We start from the raw sequence: 18,454 nt of genomic DNA on the forward strand, positions 1-18,454 counted from the left end.
GATACCACAGGAATCTACATCAGAGTCACATAAGCGATTTGCTAGTGATGGCTTTGCCTTATTTAAGTTTGCTCCAGGGTTTTCTTAAGAGATAAGAAGGCTTCCTGTACATGCTGGTTACCAGTCTGTGCTGCCACGAAGCGATGAACCCCCCTCGCGTTGTGCAGACCGCGATCCCTGACTACCCTTGCTGTTGTTTCTATTCCCAAAGCGGGCCGGATAGCCTGAACGCCGGATTAGCATCTGCAATTTTTAGTCATTAACGGCAGGCGATCGTGAATCTGCCGTGCATTATCAATCAGGGAAATCATGACAGAACAACGCAACGCCGATCATTACCTCGCTGATGAGCACATTGATCCTTATATCTCGGTACAGGGTGCAAGAACACATAATCTCAAAGATGTTTCGTTGCGATTTCCCCGCAACGCCATGGTGGTGTTCACCGGGGTTTCAGGCTCCGGTAAATCGTCCCTCGCCTTTGATACCCTCTATGCGGAAGCCCAGCGCCGGTTTATCGAGTCGGTGTCGCCACATGCGCGTCGTCTGATCGATCAGGCTGCTGCACCGGATGTGGATAATATTGACGGACTTCCACCCGCGGTGGCGCTTCAGCAGAGCCGGGCTGGCGCGCAGGAGCGTTCAACGGTGGGCAGCCTCACCCGGATTTCTGTCACGCTGCGTCTGCTGTTTTCCCGTGCGGGCTTAAGGCCTGAAGGCGTTCCCTTTATGACCGCCGATTTTTTCTCGCCTAACAATCCTGAAGGTGCCTGTCCGCATTGCCAGGGACTGGGAAGAGTGCACACCGTTAAAACCGAGTCGATGGTGCCGGATAGCTCACTGAGCATCCGCCAGGGAGCTATCGCATCCTGGCCCAGAGGCTGGCATAACAAAAATCTGCGCAGCATCCTTGAGACGCTCGGCTACGATGTCGATGCGCCCTGGAATACGCTTTCAGCCCGTGATCAGCAGTGGATACTGCTGACTGACGAACAGCCATCGGTGCCAATTTTTGTCGGTCTGAATGCTGAGCAGCGCGAAAACGCGCTGGCGGCGGGCGAAGAGCCGGCTTATACCGGCACGTACACCAGTGCAGCAAAAATCGTGCTGCAGAGTTATTCGGGTGGCAGCGAGACGACGAAGAAACGGCTGGCGCGCTTTGTGACGGTCACTCCCTGTTCTGAATGCCACGGTAAAAGGCTAAACCGGGATGCGCTGTCCGTGACCTTTGCCGGTCATGACATTGCCAGCCTGAGTGAGCTGTCGGTCTCTGAGCTCGCTGAACTGCTGAAGCCTTATGCGCGTGGCGCATCACCGGACCTGCCGGCAGAGGCGGCACTGCGTGAGGCGGTCATCCGGATGGCGTCGGATATCTGTATGCGGCTTGAGCAGCTGGAAACGCTGGGTCTGGGTCATCTGGCGCCGGGACGCCGTACCACCGTACTCTCATCCGGCGAGCTGCAGCGCGTGCGTCTGGCCACCCAGCTGATATCGCGGCTGTTTGGCGTGCTTTATGTGCTGGATGAGCCGTCAGCCGGGCTGCATCCCGATGATGTCAAATCGCTGCTCGCATCCCTGAAGAACCTGGTGCGTGCCGGTAATTCGCTGGTGGTCGTCGAACATAATATTGACCTCATCGCCGAGGCAGACTGGCTCATTGAGGTCGGCCCCGGCCCGGGAACGCATGGCGGCGAGATCGTCTATAACGGCGAACCAGCAGGGCTTGAAGAAGTCAGTGCGTCACCCACCTCGGCCTATCTTTTCTCACGAAGCTATACCGGGCTGCGCCAGCGCCGGCCCGCAGAGAGCTGGCTCTGCTTTGAACAGGTCTATTGCAACAATATTGCCGGAGTGGATATCGCCATCCCACTGGGGAGAATGACGGCCATCACCGGCGTGTCCGGCTCCGGAAAATCGACGCTGCTGAATCGCGTGCTTCCGGAAATGCTCGGACGTTTTGACAAAACGCCTGACATCGAGGAGGGCGAGGAAGAGGATCTGGTGCCGGACGTTAAGGGTCAGGTTGTCAGCGGAAGTGACGCCATCGGCCGATTGGTCAGAATCGATCAGCGTCCTATCGGCCGGACACCACGCTCAAATCTGGCCACTTACACCGGATTTTTCGATATCGTCCGCAGGCTGTTTGCAGACACCGACGCGGCGAAAGCCAAAGGCTTCAGCGCCAGCCGGTTTTCCTTCAATCTGCCAGCCGGACGCTGTCCTGCCTGTGAAGGGCAGGGACAGATTTCGATTGAGCTGCTCTTCATGCCGAGCGCTACCGCAACGTGTTCCGTCTGCGCGGGAAGCCGTTATAACCCCGAAACGCTGGAGGTGAAGTGGAACAATATGACGATAGCGGATGTGCTTGATCTGAGCGTGGACGACGCCACTGAGGTGTTTCATGGGCATGACGGGATCCAGCGTTCGCTGAAGGCACTGACGTCACTGGGGCTGGGATATCTGACCCTGGGTCAGCCCGCCACTGAACTATCTGGCGGCGAGTGCCAGCGTATCAAGCTTGCCTGGGAGCTGCAGCGGGTCCAGCGTACGCCCACGCTTTATCTGCTTGATGAACCTTCGACAGGATTGCACCCGTCTGACATGGATAAGCTGCTGGTAGTGCTGGATGAACTGGTGAAGCGTGGTCACACCGTGATCATGGCGGAACACAACATGCGCATAGTGGCAGAGGCGGACTGGGTGATTGATCTGGGTCCCGGCTCGGGTCTTAAAGGAGGAAGAGTTGTCTCCTCCGGCTCACCGGAAGAGGTCAGCGCATCTGCAGAGAGTCTGACTGCACCCTGGCTTTCCGCACAGCTGAAAAAGAGGGCGGGCGATCCGGAGTAAGCGGGCGGTAGAGATATCTTCCGCTGAAGGTGATGTAGTCTGAGGGCTCAGGGGCTGGCTTCAAAGCCCGTCAAATCTCAACCTTGAGGATTATCACTGATGGCAATGTTTAATCCGCCACACCCTGGTGGCCTGATAGCGGAATATCTCGAAGATAACGACATCAGCCTGCGCAGTCTGGCTAAACAGCTGGGCGTTTCCGCAGCTTCGCTTAGCAAAGTGGCTAGCGGTAAAGCCTCCGTCAGCCCGGAAATGGCTGTACGGCTGGAGGCGGGTCTGGGTATTGCGGCACGGCTCTGGTTATCCATGCAGGCCGCATGTGATCTGCATAAGGCGCGAGAAACTACAGATGTTTCCGGCGTTCCTCTGCATCCAGGGATCGTAGCATCATTATTGCGGGACGAGACGGTATAGTTCTCGCCCCGAAGCGGCTTTCCTCATCGCCAAAACAAACCTTTTATCTTATCAGCGCAGCGGCGCATTAACCTGTAACGCATCCAGCTCACGGGCGTCGTGACTGCAAAAAAAGGTGATTTCGCCGCCGCGCTGGCAGGAGAGCTCACGCAGTCGCTGCTGATTGTGTCGTCTGGCCACGTTATCCATGCCCATCATCCACTGGTAAAAGCGTAGTCCCGGCGTGCAGTGCCGCGTCTGCTGCCGCATTTCGCCGCGGTAAAACCAGGCATCGCCGCCGTGCAGCAGCCAGCCATCGGCTTGCTGAATCGCGATACCCGCGTGACCCGGCGTATGGCCCGCCAGCGGAACTAACAAAATCTCCGGCGGTAAGTCACGCAGGCGATTAACCGCCTCAAAACCAAACCACTTTTCTCCCTGCGGCTGATAGGTTTCCCAGTTGCTGATCCCACCCCATTGTCCGGGCCGGTAACGTTCCCGTGACAGCCAGCTATGGCGCTGATGCGCGGTATCAACCTCCTGCTGCATCAGATGGATTCGCGCCTGCGGAAAATCGGTTAGTCCGCCAGCATGATCGAAGTCGAGATGGGTCAGAATAATATGCCGCACATCCTCAGCCCGGAAACCCAGTGACGTAACCTGTGACAGTGCGGTCAGTTCATCGCGGCGCTGAATATTGTTTAATGCGCGGAAAAAGCCGGACAGGCGGCTGCCGGGCGTATGGATATCCTGGCGACCAAAGCCGGTATCCACCAGCACCAGCCCGTCGCGATCCGTCTCAATCAACAGACAGTGACAGACCAGATGTGCTTTCAGGCCTTTACTGAATCCATCATAGAACGCGCCGCCCAGCGGACACATACAGCCACAGTTAAGGTGGTGAATTTTCATCGGGCCTCCATAGGGACAATGGGGATATTTCTGAGAGGCTACGGCCTGTCCGGCGCGTAGCACATCAGCCTGGCTATAGAGTGTAGAGAGGGATGACGCAGTAGGCGGAGCGGTGAAGCGGATAACCGGGCAAAATTGCCGGTTATCCGCCAGAAAGCAGAGGATTATCAGGTGTGGAACAGCGGGAAAGCACCGGTCAGCAGACCGCCTGCCATCAGCACCAGACTGACCAGAATCCCCCACTTAATTGCAAAGCGCTGGTGGTCGCCGATGTCGACTTTCGCCAGACCCACCAGCAGGTAGACTGACGGCACCAGCGGACTCAGCAGGTGGAATGGCTGGCCGACAATAGAAGCGCGGGCAATCTCTTCTGCGGTAATGCCGTAGCTGGCCGCCGTCTGGGCGATAACCGGCAGAATGCCGAAGTAAAAGGCATCATTCGACATAAAGAAGGTAAACGGCAGACTGACCAGCGCGGTGAACACCGCCAGGTAAGGTCCGAAGCTGGGCGGGATCACCGCCAGCAGGCTCTTCGCCATGGCGTCAACCATGCCGGTGCCGGAGAGGATGCCGGTGAAAATACCGGCGGCAAAAATTAATGCGGTCACCGCCAGCACGTTACCGGCATGAGAGCTGATGCGGGCTTTCTGCTCCTCCAGCGTGGGATAGTTGAGCATCACCGCAATCGCAAACGCCAGCATAAACAGGATCTGAATCGGCATTAAACCAATCACCAGCAGCACCAGCAGCACGGTGGTCAGGATGAAGTTAGGCCAGAACATTTTCGGACGGCGATTGGCTGCGCACTCTTCGGCATCGCCCAGCCCCAGCTCAATGTTGTCGAGATGATGATCTTTCATGGTCATCACGCCAAGGCGCTTACGCTCACGCAGGCCAAACAGCACCGCCATCGCCACCAGGCTGGCACAGGCCAGCAGCATGGCTGGCAGCATCGGAATAAAGATATCAAGGGCGTCAATGCGCAGTGCCGCCGCGGCACGGGCTGTCGGACCTCCCCAGGGTGAGAGGTTCATGATGCCGCTGGCAAGGTTCACCAGACAGGTCATCATCAACACGTTCATGCCCAGCCGGTGATAGAGCGGCAGGAATGCGGCAATGGCAATCATGTAAGTGGTTGAGCTGTCACCATCCAGAGAAACCAGCAGCGTTAGTACCGCCGTTCCGACCAGCACTTTCAGGGGGTCACCGCGCACCATCCGAAGAATAAAGCGCACCAGTGGGTCAAACAATCCGGCATCGATCATCAGACCGAAATAGAGAATGGAGAAGGTCAGCATCACGCCGGTAGGGGCCAGCTTTTTGACGCCGTCCAGCATCATGGCACCCAGACCTGCGTAAAAACCGCCAATCAGCGCAAATATGGTTGGTATCAGGATCAGCGCAATCAAGGCTGACATGCGTTTGGTCATGATCAGATACATGAAGCAAACAACCATGGAAAAACCCAGTATCGTCAGCAAATTAACAGCCCTCGCAATGGCGGAAAAGTAATGAAAAAGTTACATACCGGCAGGAAAATTCAGGTAATTACTTAGCGTGGTAATGATTAACCTGTTGTTTTAATTAACCCTGCATTCAAAGATGATAATAAATAGTTGTCAGTATTTAGCATTTCTTTAACAAAGAAGGGTGATCATGATCATCTTTAAACGGTTCTTAAACGAGATTGTGTGACTGAGATCAAAGGGTGTCGAAGTGTAACCGGGGTTTCGGGCCAGCTGAGGCTGAATCAGGCGGGTAGTAGAGTGGTGGAGAAACAGGGTAACCGGCTGAGCCATGATGCTCAGCCAGTTAACGTTATTAGCTGCCTAACAGCTGAATAATCATCTCAGGGGTTTTATTCGCCATTTTGCTGACGGCCGTCTGACCCTGCTGAATAATCTGGCTGCGTGCCAGCTGGCTTGCTTCTTCAGCATAGTCCGCATCCTGTATGCGGCTGCGAGCCGCTGAGGTATCCACGCCCTGCTGCGATAACACATTACGGTTCGATTCGTAACGGTTGATCTTTGCGCCATAGGTCGACTGATAACCGCTGATCTTCTCGAGCGCGCTATCCAGTGCTTTCATGGTGGTTGAGATATCGCCCTCTGTAAGCAGCGTTGTGTTGTTCAGCCCCAGCGTTTTGGTATCCGATGGCGTTGCCGGAATAGTATCCGACTGAATCGGCTGACCGTAATCGGCGCTGGTGACCACCTCCATAGGTTCGCTCTTCTTCGGCGGCGTTGCAGGCAGGCTTTTGGGTTCCGGCAGATTTCCCCAGGTCAGATTACCGGTGAAGGAACCATTGCCCACCACCACCACAATCAAATCCTCGCTGACGGTATCCAGCGTGATGCGCTCAAGCCGGTTACTGGTGATGGTGCCGTTGTTGAAATCGCCGCTGGCGACATCCTCATAGCGATCGCCGTCACCGCTGTAAGTGATGTTCATGCCGTTGTAGGTGCTGCTGTTACTGCCTGCCAGCGTCCAGCTCGGGCCGCCCTCCAGCAACTGCGAGCTGTCATAAGCCGCACCGCTGGCAAATCCGTTACTGCTGGTCAGCAGGCGACTATCCGCGGTAGCCGAATTATTGATGCTTTTGCTGGCCCAGGTGTAATCAGGCGCACTGCCGTCCAGTGGTGTACCGACCAGGTGCTTACCGTCGCGGGTAAAGAGCTGGAGATCGTCATCCATACCCAGCGAATCAATCGTGATGCTTATCGCCGTCGAGCCTGCCGGGATATAGGCCAGCGGGATCACGCCAGAGGTAAAGGAGTAATTCTTGCCCGGCACCGGAAACTTCGTGTTGATAGGGTCAACGTTACCCAGCTTCGCAGGCGGTAGATCGGGATTATTCGTCGCCAGTGGATAGCGGCCAAAAATCTCAGTGTGGTCTGCCACTTCATTGATGCCTGCCATAATCTGCTGATACTGGCCGTTGATGCTCTGTCGATCGGCGTCCGACAGCGTGCCGTTGGCTGCCTGGACCGACAGGGTGCGCGCCTGGATCAGCAGATCGACGATGCTGCCAAGGCCGCCACTGGCGGTCTGGGAATAGCTGATGGCGTCATTGAGGCCACGCGCTACCACCGCATCGGCATTAATATTGGCCGTCATGCGGTTGGCAATCGCCTGACCTGCCGCGTCATCTTTGGCACTGTTAATTCTCATCCCTGATGATAACCGTTCAACCGTTCGTCCCAGAACAGAGTCAGTGCTGTACCGCGTTTTGTTCGTAATCGCGGCGGTTTCGTTATGGTTGATCGTTAACATGGTCGCTTCGAACAGGGAGAGGAGTCTCTGTTTTATCGGCAGGGTGATAAGCAGCTTTAATCTCTGTGGCGACAAAAAGGCAGGAAATACGGGGGCAGACGGTCAAGAGGCTGATGGTTAACCGCTTTTCAGATAAAAAAAATTAACGGTTCAACCCGGTCAGGAAAAACGCCTGCCACGCGATGACGCAGCAGGCGAACGAAGATCAGTTAAACACCATGCCGCCATCAATCAACAGCGACTGACCGGTCATGTAATCGGAGTCAGGACTGGCCAGGTAGGCGACGCAGGCAGCCACATCTTCCGGTTCAGAAAGACGTCCCAGCGTAATGCGTTTCGCAAATTCCTCGGTGCCGTAGCCGGCGGGCTTGCCGGCTGCTTCAGAGATCTGGCGGTCGATCTCTTCCCACATCGGTGTTCTGACAATGCCAGGGCAGAAGGCGTTAACCGTGATGCCGGCAGGTGCCAGATCGCGCGCAGCGGTCTGCGTCAGGCCGCGCACGGCAAACTTACTGGAGCTGTAAACCGCCAGCTCCGGATTACCGACATGACCCGCCTGAGAACAGGCGTTGATGATTTTGCCGCCGTGGCCTTCTGCAGCAAACGCTTTAATCGCGGCCTGCATGCCCCAGATCACCCCTTTGACATTGACGTTGTAGACCTTGTCGACCACCGCTTCGGTGATCTCAGCAATCGGCGTGGAGGGCGCAATACCGGCATTATTGACGATGACGTCAAAGCCGCCCAGCGTGCGGCGCGCCTCTTCTACCGCTTCCATCACCTGATCACGCTGCGAGACATCGACTTTCAGCGCAATCGCTTTGCCACCCTGCTGGTTGATCTTCTCCGCGACCTGGCGTGCGGTCTCCTGATTAAAATCGGCTACTGCAACCGCCAGTCCATCTTTCGCCAGACGCAGGGCGATCGCTTCACCAATGCCCTGGCCTGCGCCGGTCACAAATGCCACTCTGTTTTTCATCATGATTTCCTTTTTGAGAAATTAAAGAAGCTGGCTCAGATGCAGCTGACCCATCAGCAGCGGGTTGTCGGTGTAATCGACCGGCACCGCGACCACGGCGGGTCCCTGAACATCCATCGCTTTACGCAGCGTCGGCTCCAGCTCTGCCGCACTGGTCACCGCAAAGCCCGCTGCCCCAAACGCTTCGGCGTAGGCTTTGAAATCGACCGGCCCAAAATTGACGCCCGAGACGCGGTGATATTTTTTCTCTTCCTGCATCGCCACCATGTTGTAGGCGTTATCGACCCAGACGATGTGCAGAATGTTGGCTTTTAAGCGAACGGCAGTTTCCAGCTCCATGCTGGATTGCAGGAAACCACCATCGCCGGAAACTGAAACCACTTTGCGCTGTGGCTCGACCAGCCAGGCACCAATCGCCCACGGCAGGGCCACACCCATCGTCTGCTGACCGTTGGAGATCATGATCTGACGGGCCCGGAAGCTGTAGAGATAGCGGGCGATCCAGATGTGGAAGCTGCCCATATCGACGGTAAGGCTGACGTCACTGTTAATGATGTCCTGCATGGCGCGCACAATGCGCAGCGGATGCAGAGCAAACTGATTGAGGCTGGCACCCTGCATCGCCAGCAATTTGCGCTGCTGCTGACGATCCTCAAGGATGGTGGCGGCTTCCGGGGTCAGCTGGAGTGGGGCAGTGATGCGCGCGGCGAGTTTACGCACCGTGGCGGCGATATCACCCACCAGTTCTGCATCCGGCAGATAGCGGTTGTCGGTCTCAGCGGGTATTACGTCGATATGAATCAGGGTGGCGTTACCGCTGTTCCACATCGCCGGTTCATATTCCACCGGGCTGTAGCCGATGGTGACGATCAGGTCAGCCTGTTGCAGCAGCCTGTCGCCCGCCTGGTTGTTAAACAGCCCGACGCGCCCGGCGAAGCGTGAGAAGTGATCCTGTCTGACCGCTCCTGCTGCCTGATAGGTGCTGGTAACCGGAATGTGACTGCGTGTCAGCAGCTCATGAATCGCTTCGCTGTTCTCTGTCTGGCTCGCCATTAATCCCAACAGGATGACCGGATTTTTAGCCCCGGCGATAGCTTCGCTGACGGCGTCGATCATTGAGTCAGGTGCGGCGCCCAGTACAGGGCGGCCTTTGCTGCTCAACGCTTTGCCGGTAACCGGCTGATCGACAATATCCTGTGGCAGGCTGATAAAGGCACCGCCGCCCCGGCCATGTTCGGCGTGGCGAAACGCATTCGACAGGCATTCAGAAAGTGCAGCGGGGTCGGTGACCTCAACCGCATATTTAGTGATTGGGCGAAACATTGAAACCGTGTCCATGCTCTGATGAACCTGCTTGGCGCTGTCGGAGCGCTTCACCTGACCGCCGATAGCCACCACCGGATCGCCTTCGCTGGTGGCGGTGGCCATGCCGGTGATCAGGTTGGAGCAGCCCGGCCCGGAGGTGACCAGCGCCACGCCCGCATTGCCGGTAAGGCGGCCCACTGCGGCGGCCATAAATGCAGCGTTAGCTTCGTGGCGAACCGGGATGGTCTGGATGGAGGAATCCAGCAGTGAGTCGAAGACTTTATCAATTTTTGCGCCAGGAATGCCAAAGACGTGGCGGACGCCCTGTGCCTCAAGTTGCGCCACCACCAGGTCAGCGCCACAAGTCCAGAGTGTGGTATCGGTTGGAGTTTTCATCGTCATTCCTCTGATTAGCTTTCTACCGCACGAATCGCGGCGTCAAGATTGGCGGGGTTCAGGTCGGCATTGAGAAAATCGCTGTCCTGCGGCAAATCTACGACCAGCTTGCTGATGGCACCAAAGGTCAGGGTGCCCTGTTCCAGCGCATAATCGAGAATGTGGCCGCCGCCTTCGCGGTCGTCGGTAATAAAATGTTCGTGATAGCCTGCAACGTTAATGCCCTGCATATATTGCGGCGTACGGAATCCGATCAGTTCGCCCGCGCGCTGGCTGAAGGCAAAGGTCGGCTGATCGCCCAGCACTTCCGGCATTGAGCGATAGGGACGACACTGGCATGGCACGGTGCGGGTCTCGACGCGACTGAAACGACCGCTGATGCGCAGCGCGCAGAACTGGTTATCGGAGGTGATTTCGTTGTCGATCACCTGATGGATCGCCTCACGCGACATCGGCCGGTCAAATTCATACATATGCTGCGGTTTAAAAAAGGTCATCACGGCGAACGGAGTTTTCTGCGCCGGATCGGCCGGGTGCGCACTGCCGTCGGCGTGCAGCTGATAGACCTTGCTGTCAAACGCGATCATCTCGCCATCCAGCCGGTTAAAGGTACCCAGGCCGAAATCCCCTTTACGCAGCAGGTCGGCAATACGGACATTGCCGTCGTAAACGCCGCTCAGCAGCGCACTCATTAAAGAGGTCTGATAGATAACGCTTTCTGGTGCATCCTGTGAAAGCGTCAGGACAGTATGTTTTAGTTGATCCTCACAGGAACAATCAGTTACACAATTGCTCATTTGATGCCTCATCGATTAACCGTTAAGCCGTGTTAACCTAATGGTGAACCGATTCAGTCGGTGGGTCCAATAGCGAAACCTGTTAACTTTGAGACGTTTTTGATATGGAACTTCGCCATCTGCGTTATTTTGTTGCCGTAGCCGAGACGCTTCACTTCACTCGTGCCGCCGAGATACTGGGCATATCGCAGCCGCCGCTGAGTCAGCAGATACTGCGGCTGGAGCAGGAAATTGGCACACCGTTGCTGAAGCGCCTGACGCGCGGAGTGGAACTCACCGAAGCGGGCGAAGCGTTTCTGGCGGATGCCCGGCAGATTGTGCAACTGGCCGATCAGGCGCTGGAGAACGCACGCGGTATTGCGCGCGGGATCAGTGGTCAGCTGTCGCTGGGCTTTGCCAGCTCGGTGGCGTTTAATCCACGCATCTTCACCCTGATCCGCCAGTTTAAAGAACGTTATCCGGCGATGGAGCTGCTGACCCGCGAAGAGAATATGTCTTTGCTGATGCAGGATTTACAGGAGGGATTACTGGATGCCGCTTTTATCCGGCTGCCGTGTGAAAGCAGCAAGGCGTTTAATCTGCGTGTCATCTCCACCGAAAAGATGCTGATTGCGCTGCCGCGCTGCCATCCCCTCAGCGGCACACCCACCGTGGCACTATCCGCGCTGGCAGGAGAAACCCTGGTGATCTTCCCGCGCGACGTCTCGCCCAGCCTGTATGAGTTGATTGTCACTGCCTGTCTGCGGGCGGGCTTTTCGCGCCACACTTTTCAGCAGGCTCCGCAGATCACTACGTCGCTGGGCATGGTGGCGGCGGGCTGCGGGATTGCGCTGGTGCCGGAGTCGATGCGCTGCGTCGATAACCCCGGGGTCAGCTTCTGCGATATCGAGAACAACACGCTATTTACCGATGTTGCCTTTGCCTGGCGTCGGCTTCACCCGTCAAAAGCAGTACTGCACCTGCTGGCGCTGCTGGCAGAGCAGCCTGCGGCACCAGGCGAAGCGGGTTGATAAGCGGCAGCTATTGAACTGAAAACAATAAACAACTGGCGGCCAGGGACCGGGATGCCAATAATCGGTGCATGACTACATACCGCGTAAGAGTCGGGTTTCACAACCCGTCAGCCCTGACATTCAGGCAACTGGATGAAATTCTGGAGCCGCAGCGATTCTGGAGAACAGATTCGGCGGGCGGCCAGTTCCGCTATTTCATGGAGTATGAGTACCAGTCTGACGTGCGCGATCTCTGCTCGGTCTGCTCGCTGGCCTACAGTCAGGCCTGCAAAGTCAGAAAGTGCCCGCTGATTCTGGTCGAGGTGATGAACTGATCCTTTCCGGCGATCCCGCCGTTCTCAGCACGGGATCGCCGGATGTTGTTTTAACGTGAGCCGCGCTGCATCAACAGACTTAACGCGGCGGGCAGCACCGTGAGCGTCACCAGCGTACCGCTGACCAGACCACCAATAATCGCCAGTGCCATTGGCCCCCAGAAAACCTGATGGGCGATGGGGATCATGCCGAGTATTGCCGCACAGGCGGTCAGCAGAATGGGACGCGCACGGTGATGGGCAGCCTGCCGGATTGCCTCACCCGCGGTCAGGCCGGCCCGGCTATTCGCATCGACTTCACTGATCATGATCACCGCGTTGCGGATGATGATCCCCGCCAGGGCAATAATCCCCAGCAGCGCCACGAACCCCAGCGGTGTGCCAGCCGGCAGCATCGCGGATACGATGCCGGGCAGGCCAAACGGTGCCATGCTCAGCGCCAGCAGCATACCGGAGAAGCGTTGCAGCTGAATCATCAGCAAGACCAGCATGACGCAGATTGTTACCGGCAGCAGAGCAAACACTGAACCGTTGCCTTTGTCCGATTCGGCCGCCACGCCACCTTCTTCAATACCGTATCCGGCCGGCAGCGAGGCGCGCAGGACGGCGACGGCTGGTGCGAGCTGCTGCGAGACCTGTTCAGCCCGCTGACCGGGCGCAATATCGGTCTGTACGGTGATGTAAGCCAGCCGCTGACGTCGCCATATTACCGGGTCATCCACTCCCCAGTTCAGGGTTGCTACCTGTCGCAGCGGGATTTTCTGTCCGCTGGCATTGGTGATCATCAATCCTGCCAGTGTGTCAGTGTCCTGCCGCTCCGGGTCATTGCTGCGCAGCACGACGTCGATCAGGCGGTTACGATCGCGCAGGGTGGTCACCACGCTGCCGGACATCAGAGTATTCAGCGCGGTGGCTATCGTCTCGGAAGAGAGTCCGGCTGCGCGGGCTGCAGTCTGGTTCACCGCCAGCGTCATGACCCGTTCTGGCTCTCCGGCGGTAAGATTGACCTCGCGAGTCAGCGGTGAGCGGGCGATCAGCGCCGCCAGCCGATCGGCCGCCTGCCGCACCCTGGCATTATCCGGGCCGGTGATGCGATATTTCAGCGGCCAGCCGACCGGTGGCCCCAGCTCCAGCGGCGATACCCGGGTAGTGATATCACTGAAATCCACCGCCAGCTTCTGCTCCAGCCTGCTGCGCAGCCGATCGCGTGCCGCCAGATCTTTCGCCACCACCACCAGCTGCGCGATGTTTTCATTATCCAGCAGCACATCCATCGGCAGATAAAAGCGTATTGCGCCCGAGCCAACGTAGCTGGTGTAGTTCGCCACATCCCGATCGTTGCGCAGCATCTGTTCCAGCTGTGCGGTTCGGCGGGTGGTTTCAGTCTGGGCTGCACTGGCGGGAAGCGTCAGGCTGACCAGCAGCTCGGGCCGATCCGACGCAGGGAAAAACTCACCCTGCATAAAAGTGGTGGCGTAAAGGCTGACTAGCAGCACCGCCATCGCTGTGCCAATCGTCACCAGCCGGTGACACAGAATCATCTCCAGCAGCCGGTGATAGCTGCGCGTCAGCACGCCCGGCGGCTTATCGGCCTTGATGTGCCTGGCCGACAGCAGCCAGCAGCCGGTGAGCGGAGAGAAGATGACCGCGACGACCCACGAGCAGAGCAGCGCCAGGGTAATCACCACAAACAATGAGTAGCAATATTCTCCGGCACTGGAGGCGGCGAACCCGACCGGAATGAACCCGGCGATCATTACCAGCGTACCGGTCAGCATCGGAAAGGCGGTGGTTTTAAACGCATAGGTGGCGGCCTGCCACTTGCTGTCGCCCGCTTCCAGTCGCGCCACCATTGCCTCGACGGTGATCATGGCATCATCCACCAGCAGCCCCAGCGCGATGATTAGTGCGCCAAGCGAGATGCGCTGGAGTCCGATGCCTGCCATTAACATGCCGGTAAAGGTCATTGCCAGTACCAGCGGGATCGCCGCCGCAACGACCAGACCGGCACGCAGTCCCAGTGAGACAAAGGAGACGGCTAACACGATGACGACCGCTTCGCCCAGTATCCGGACAAAGCCGCTGACCGCGTTTTTCACCACGGAAGACTGGTCGGCCACGCGGGTCATAGTAATACCGTGCGGTAACTGACTGGCCAGCATCTGCATGCGCTGACTGAGTTGCTGACCGAAATCGAGCATGTTGCCGCTGCCGGCCATGGAGATCGCCAGCCCGATAGCCGGAACGCCGTTAACTCTAAACGTCGGCGCCGGAGGTTCGGCAGGTTGCAGGCTGATGGTGGCCAGATCGGTCAGCGGAATAAAACGCTCACCCATATGCAGGGTAATCGCCCGCAGATTTTCAACCGAAGTCAGGGTGCCACTGACCCGCAGCGCAATATTCTCGCGGTCGGTACGCAGGCTGCCCGCCGGGACGACATCGTTCTGAGCTTTAATGGCGTCGCTGACCTGCTGTAAATCGAGCCCCATGCCGTTCAGCTTGCGCGGCGAAAAGGCGATAACCACCTGCTGCTCCTGTACACCTAACAGGCTGGTTTTACCGATGTCGGGCAGACTGGCCAGATTGCGACGCAGGTTATCGACCCGGTCGCGTAGCTCTCTGGCGGTAAAACCCTCCGCCGTGAAGCCATAAATGGTGCCGAAGGTGTCGTCAAACTCATCGTTAACGGCCGGACCCTGCACGCCCTGCGGCAGTGAAGGGGCTACGTCCTGCATCTTTTTTCGCAGCTGATACCAGATGCCGGCCACCTGAGAGGGCGGCGTGTCATCGCGCAGGTTGACATAGATGACGGTTTGTCCGGCGCGGGTTTCGCTCTCGACCGCATCCAGCGACGGGATCTCCTGCACCTTCTGTTCCAGTACGTCAGTGAGCAGTTGCACCGTGGTGTTCACATCAGCACCTGGCCATTGGGCTGATATTACGGCGGTTTTGATAGTAAACGCCGGGTCTTCATTGCGTGACAGATGTTCATAGCTCAGCACACCCGCCGCCATGACCAGCAGCATGAAAAAGATCACCAGTTGCTGATGCGCCAGCGCCCAGCCGGAGAGGTTAAAGCCAGACGTTTTTTTCATGGAGCCTCCTGCGAAAGCGCCACTTTTTCGCCAGGTTGCAGGGTGCTGACGCCGGCGGTGACGACGCGCTCTCCCGGCTTGATCCCGGCAGTGACGAAGATTTGTTGCGCGTTAAAGCGGGCCAGTACTACCGGACGAAGCTGCAGGCGTGACGTCGCATCAACGACCAGCAGCGCGGGTTTGTCTGCGGAGCGGGTCAGGGCGCTGGCGGGCAGGGCGATGACCGGCGGCTGCGCATCGGGGAGGGTGACAATGACTGTGGCACCGGGTGCCATCGCCTCAGGCGGCTGATTCAGAGAGATGCGCAGCCGCCATGTGCGGGTCTGCGGATCGGCCTGCGGGCTGATGTCACGCACTGTGCCACTGGCCTGCACGCCGGGATCGGCGAGCAGCGTTACTTTCAGCGGTGTCCGATCATCAGAATGCAGCAGCGCAGGCGTTGTCAGGTCAAACACCGCATCGCGTGCATCCCCTGCTGCCAGCGTCATCACATTTTGTCCGGCGCTGACCACCTGACCTGGCTGAACCGTGATGGCGGTGATCCGGCCTGCTGCAGGCGCAGTCAGCTGAGTCCAGCTGAGGTTATCCTGGGCATTTTTCAGAGCCGCTTCGCTGCTGAGACGGCGGGACTGTGCGCTCTGCCAGTCCGCCTGGGCGCTGTCCAGCTGGCTGCGGGCGATGGCCCCTCCGGGCATCAGCAGCCGCATCCGATGCAGGTTAAGCGCGGCGACCCGTTCGGCGGCGCGTGCGCTGTCGAGATCGGCCCGTGCGCTGCTTAGCTGATTGCGTGACTGATCATTTTCCAGCGCTGCCAGCGATTGCCCGGCGCTGACGCGATCGCCCAGCTCAACCGCACGGCTCACCACCCGGCCATCCAGTCTGAAGGCTAGCGCGACCTCTTCATGAGCGCGGATTTCGCCAGTCAGCACCAGCGATGCATCACTGCTGAGCGGTGGAGCAATCACCGATTTAACCGGGCGGAGCGGGGCGGCAGGCGGAGCAGAACTATTGTCCCGGCAACCGGTCATGATGAATACCCCGAGCAGCACGAAGATGATCGGCGCAAAGATGTGAATACCGAAGAGATGACGCCACACCTGGCGGGCAGCATCCGATAAGAAGTCTGTCATAACCGGGTTCCTTTAATGAGTTGTGCTCATTGAACCCGGCATGTGTCCAGAAACGTTCCATGAACCATCAAGAAATGGTCAAGCCAGAACAATTTATCTCGCCGGCAGCGTTATCCCGATCAGCAGACCGCCGTCGGCGGGCAGTGTGGCGTGAAGCGACCCGCCGTGCGCCTCGACGATCGCTTTGGCGATCGACAGTCCCAGACCGCTGCCGCCGGAGTGGCGGGCGCGTGAGGAGTCAGCGCGGGTAAAGCGGTCAAACAATTGCGGCAGGAAGTCCGGCTCCACACCCTGACCGTAATCACGGAAGGCCATTGTGATCGCCTGATCGTTCTGGCTGGCCGTGATTAGCAACGCGCCACCGTCGGCAGCGTAGCGCATTGCATTCTCACAGATGATGGTCACTACCTGGCCCAGCCGGAAGGTATCGGCATACAGCCGCAGATCGTTGGGTGATGTCACGCTGATGGCAATCCCCGCCTGTTCTGCCTGCGGCAGAAGCCAGCCGGAGCGCTCGCGCAGTAACTCGCTGAGATTAAACCACTCGCGGTTCAGGGTAAGCTGCCCGGCATCCGCCAGCGACAAGAGATGCAGTTCGTCTGTCAGGCGACTGAGCTGCGTCAGTTGCTTCATGATCATTGCCAGCTGTTGCGGTTCGGCAGGAAAGACGCCATCCAGAATCCCCTGCAGGCGGCCCATCGCCGCCGTAAGTGGCGAGCGAAGCTCATGCGCCATCGCCACATGCGAGGTGCGCAGCTCACGCTCGTAACGCGCCAGCTGCTGCGTCATCTGATTAAAATCTTCAGTAAAACGTACCAGCTCCTGTGGGGCTTCTTTTACGATTACCGCCGATCGGCCAAATTCGCCTTTTGAAACCGCTCGCGCCGCGGTAGCCAGCTGGCTGAACTGCGCCGACAGCGGACGGGCGAAACGCAGCGCCATCAGCACCATAAACGGAATCGTTACCACGACCAGCACGATCACGGTAAGCCAGTCCGACGAGGCCAGCGACGGATCGGAGAAGTTGATGCCCCACCACTGGTCCATAATCTGATGAAAGCGCACAGGATCGCTGGCAGGGTGGTGGCGCAACCGGGTGAACTCATCCAGCAGCGCGGGCGGCATCCGGTAATAGACCCAGTACGCTTGCACTGCGAAGCGCAGCCACATACAGATGGCAATGAGCACCACGCTGCCAATCGCCAGAAACAGCACCCGGATGCAGATCCAGCGCCACAATGAAGTATGCGTATCGTTCTTCATGGCTGTCTGAACCGGTAACCGACGCTGCGCACTGCCGGTAAGACATCAGAGATGCCCGCGGCTTCCAGTTTGCGACGCAGGTTATAGACGTGGGTATCGACCACCCGCTCAAGCGCATCGCTTTCCGGCAGACAGTGCTCCAGCAGAAACAGGCGGGTAAACGGACGCGTCGGAGCGCGCATCAGGGTGACCAACAGGGAAAATTCGGTCGGTGTCAGATCGAGGCGGCGCGGTGAAGCACTGTCGCTATCGACCACTGCGGTGAGCGCCACCGGGTCCACCACTAAACCCGCCCAGCGCAGGGTTTCTGCAGCGGGTACCTGACTCTGCTGGCTACGGCGCAGTACTGCCTGAACGCGCGCCACCACTTCGCCCGGATGATAGGGTTTGACCACGTAGTCATCCGCGCCATAGCGCAGTGCGCCGATGCGGTCCGGCGCATCACCCATCGCGGTTACCATGATCACCGGGGTATCGTCACGACGTCGCAGCGCTGCCAGCACTTCAGTGCCGTTCATGCCGGGCAGCATGATATCCAGCAGGATCAGATCGGGCTGCCAGCGTCTGGCGGCATCCAGCCCGCCTGGCCCATCACCGGCAATCATGACCTCATAATTTTCACGTTTCAGGTAGGCCTCAAGTACGCCCGCCGCATCAGCATCATCTTCAATAATCAGTACACGTTTTGACTGCATTTTCGGATCACCTTGACTGTTTCTTCATAAATCCCTGGTCGT

14 protein-coding genes are annotated in these 18,454 nt (G+C 58.1%); 4 read left to right on the forward strand and 10 right to left on the reverse strand.

Annotation, left to right across the window (positions count from 1 at the left end; genetic code table 11):
* Positions 1–309 precede the first annotated feature (309 nt).
* Positions 310–2,847: an excinuclease ABC subunit UvrA gene (locus tag AFL22_RS18605; protein WP_052271902.1), complete on the forward strand. Its 2,538-nt coding sequence runs from the start codon at positions 310–312 to the stop codon at positions 2,845–2,847.
* Positions 2,848–2,946: 99 nt separating this feature from the next.
* Positions 2,947–3,261 carry a HigA family addiction module antitoxin gene (locus AFL22_RS18610; RefSeq protein WP_010671977.1) on the forward strand — a complete coding sequence of 105 codons (315 nt, stop codon included), beginning with the start codon at positions 2,947–2,949 and terminating at the stop codon, positions 3,259–3,261.
* 51 nt (positions 3,262–3,312) lie between these two features.
* On the opposite strand, the gene AFL22_RS18615 is transcribed toward AFL22_RS18610, so the two are convergent.
* The 6 genes from AFL22_RS18615 to budA form a co-directional block, all read right to left on the reverse strand.
* Positions 3,313–4,152: an MBL fold metallo-hydrolase gene (locus AFL22_RS18615; RefSeq protein ID WP_052271903.1), complete on the reverse strand. Its 840-nt coding sequence runs from the start codon at positions 4,150–4,152 to the stop codon at positions 3,313–3,315.
* Positions 4,153–4,319: 167 nt separating this feature from the next.
* Positions 4,320–5,633, reverse strand: a complete 1,314-nt coding sequence (locus AFL22_RS18620) for a CitMHS family transporter (protein WP_010256858.1) — start codon at positions 5,631–5,633, stop codon at positions 4,320–4,322.
* A gap of 340 nt (positions 5,634–5,973) precedes the next feature.
* Entirely contained in the window at positions 5,974–7,425 is a 1,452-nt protein-coding gene (locus AFL22_RS18625) for a flagellin (RefSeq protein ID WP_072123948.1), read from the reverse strand.
* Between the two features lie 205 nt (positions 7,426–7,630).
* Positions 7,631–8,404, reverse strand: coding sequence for a (S)-acetoin forming diacetyl reductase (locus AFL22_RS18630; RefSeq protein ID WP_010256854.1), 774 nt, complete (start codon positions 8,402–8,404; stop codon positions 7,631–7,633).
* 21 nt (positions 8,405–8,425) lie between these two features.
* A complete protein-coding gene (alsS, locus tag AFL22_RS18635; RefSeq protein WP_010256852.1) occupies positions 8,426–10,105 on the reverse strand; it encodes an acetolactate synthase AlsS in 1,680 nt (559 codons plus the stop codon).
* 14 nt (positions 10,106–10,119) lie between these two features.
* The gene (gene budA, locus AFL22_RS18640; protein WP_033774026.1) at positions 10,120–10,902 is read right to left on the reverse strand and encodes an acetolactate decarboxylase; all 783 of its coding nucleotides are present in this window, start codon (positions 10,900–10,902) and stop codon (positions 10,120–10,122) included.
* 104 nt (positions 10,903–11,006) lie between these two features.
* Here budA and AFL22_RS18645 point away from each other — a divergent pair, with 104 nt between their 5' ends.
* Positions 11,007–11,912, forward strand: a complete 906-nt coding sequence (locus tag AFL22_RS18645) for a LysR family transcriptional regulator (protein ID WP_022624205.1) — start codon at positions 11,007–11,009, stop codon at positions 11,910–11,912.
* Between the two features lie 71 nt (positions 11,913–11,983).
* A complete protein-coding gene (locus AFL22_RS18650) occupies positions 11,984–12,229 on the forward strand; it encodes a hypothetical protein (protein ID WP_010256845.1) in 246 nt (81 codons plus the stop codon).
* A gap of 50 nt (positions 12,230–12,279) precedes the next feature.
* On the opposite strand, the gene AFL22_RS18655 is transcribed toward AFL22_RS18650, so the two are convergent.
* The 4 genes from AFL22_RS18655 to AFL22_RS18670 all read right to left on the reverse strand — a co-directional run bounded on the left by AFL22_RS18655 (position 12,280) and on the right by AFL22_RS18670 (position 18,412).
* The gene (locus AFL22_RS18655) at positions 12,280–15,324 is read right to left on the reverse strand and encodes an efflux RND transporter permease subunit (protein ID WP_052271904.1); all 3,045 of its coding nucleotides are present in this window, start codon (positions 15,322–15,324) and stop codon (positions 12,280–12,282) included.
* Entirely contained in the window at positions 15,321–16,454 is a 1,134-nt protein-coding gene (locus tag AFL22_RS18660) for an efflux RND transporter periplasmic adaptor subunit (RefSeq protein ID WP_052271905.1), read from the reverse strand. The genes AFL22_RS18655 and AFL22_RS18660 overlap by 4 nt, the downstream gene beginning before the upstream one ends.
* Positions 16,455–16,547: 93 nt before the next feature.
* Entirely contained in the window at positions 16,548–17,717 is a 1,170-nt protein-coding gene (locus tag AFL22_RS18665; RefSeq protein WP_052271906.1) for an ATP-binding protein, read from the reverse strand.
* The gene (locus tag AFL22_RS18670) at positions 17,714–18,412 is read right to left on the reverse strand and encodes a response regulator (RefSeq protein WP_010256840.1); all 699 of its coding nucleotides are present in this window, start codon (positions 18,410–18,412) and stop codon (positions 17,714–17,716) included. Before AFL22_RS18670 ends, AFL22_RS18665 begins: the two co-directional genes overlap by 4 nt.
* Positions 18,413–18,454: the final 42 nt, after the last annotated feature.

This window comes from Pantoea sp. CFSAN033090, from assembly GCF_001264395.1.
Lineage (GTDB): Bacteria > Pseudomonadota > Gammaproteobacteria > Enterobacterales > Enterobacteriaceae > Pantoea > Pantoea agglomerans.